Origin of the sequence: Leptolyngbya cf. ectocarpi LEGE 11479 (assembly GCF_015207065.1) — a bacterium.
Taxonomy (GTDB): Bacteria; Cyanobacteriota; Cyanobacteriia; order Phormidesmidales; family Phormidesmidaceae; genus Leptothoe; species Leptothoe ectocarpi.
The window spans coordinates 1-1,336 of the sequence record NZ_JADEXP010000633.1 but is presented as its reverse complement, the minus strand read 5'-3'; the positions used below and the strand labels follow the sequence as shown (position 1 = coordinate 1,336).

The 1,336-nt window shown below is 52.0% G+C and carries 2 protein-coding genes; both read left to right on the top strand.

All coding sequences use genetic code 11. From position 1 onward, the window contains the following. Positions 1-60 precede the first annotated feature (60 nt). Positions 61-531 (top strand): hypothetical protein, encoded by a 471-nt coding sequence (locus tag IQ260_RS30640; protein ID WP_193996808.1) that lies wholly within the window; start codon positions 61-63, stop codon positions 529-531. Beyond that, the gene (locus tag IQ260_RS30635; protein ID WP_322745090.1) at positions 459-1,325 is read left to right on the top strand and encodes a hypothetical protein; all 867 of its coding nucleotides are present in this window, start codon (positions 459-461) and stop codon (positions 1,323-1,325) included. Before IQ260_RS30640 ends, IQ260_RS30635 begins: the two co-directional genes overlap by 73 nt. Positions 1,326-1,336 lie beyond the last annotated feature (11 nt).

The following is a 1,336-nucleotide window of genomic DNA, read 5'->3' as shown; positions in this document are numbered from 1 at the left end:
CTAGTTCCAACTCAGTTTGTTTGGCTAAAATGAGGGCATAGAGTTTGGAGGCCAAGGACGATGGCCAAACGCAAACGACGAGGAGTCGCCGGGGATAAAACGATCTGCCTACCGATAGCCGAGGGGATTGATTATGAGCAATTGGTCGAGGACCGAGAAGCCTACCGTGAGTATCTAGACAGCCAGATAGCTGCCCATCCGGAACTCTTTCCCGAGGGCATTGAGCAGGGGTATCGGTTTCATGGGTGGGTGACCTCCGCTCGCCAACACGTGAAGACCCGTCGAATCTATTTGCCTGGTCTGAAAACGGCCTATCAGCTCCGCCCAGATTTTGTCACCCCTTACATGAGTGAGACGGCTGAGGTAGCCGGTAAAGCCTTGTACTTGAGAAAACATGGCATCTCCTATGATGGCATTGCCTATGTACTGGGACGTTCAGAAATGCATTGGTACCGATTGTGTCAATCGCTCGGACGAGCGTCCATCGTGGGCAGTACGCTAAAAACAGAGGCGGCTCTCCCCCCCATCTAGTGGCCGATGAGAAGCATTGTGCGTTGAAAGGAGAGCGCATCTATTGGGCGGTGACGGCGGCCAAAGGTTGTATCTTGGGCAGTAGTCTGAGTCCAAGTGCCGGGTATGAGGACTTGCAAGCGGCCTATGGAGGGTTTGAACAAGAAATCGCTGACCATGTCCCCGAGTATCGACCTAAAACGGTGACGACCGATGGGTGGGATGCCACACGCAGGGTATGGGAAACCCTGTTTCCTGGGATTGTCTGGATTCTATGCTTCTTACATGAGGTCATTAAGGTGCGCGATTGGTGTCGCTCTAAACCCGATTTACGGACGCTCTTAACCGATAAACTTTGGCATATCTATCAGGGCACCAGCAAACGTCACTTTGCTCAACGACTGCGTCGGTTTCTCGAGTGGACTCAAACCGTATCCCTGCCCCAAGCAATCGATGAGCGGGTGCAACGGCTCAGAGCAAAGTCTCCGTTTTTCCAACGAGCGTTTGACTTTCCTGAGGCCTATCGCACCAGTAATCAAGTAGATCGTCCCATGAACTATCTCGACCGAGCACTCTATGCCATGCAAGATTTTCACGGGACTTGGGAAGCTGCTGAACGCTCCGTTCGCTCCATGGCCATGCTGTGGAACTTTCATCCGTTTTGTCGTAAAACTCAGCAGCAAAAGGGAGGCTGTTTATGTCCGTTCGAGCAACTCAATGGCTTCCGATATCATGACGATTGGATGCGTAACTTGTTAATTGCCTCGTCTCTCAACGGGAGGAGACCGTTACCTCAATCTCCTCACACAAACTGAGGTGGAATCAG

Coding starts and splice junctions, on each gene's coding strand:
- IQ260_RS30640 (WP_193996808.1), top strand. CDS start 61: ATGGCCAAACGCAAACGACGAGGAGTCGCCGGGGATAAAACGATCTGC.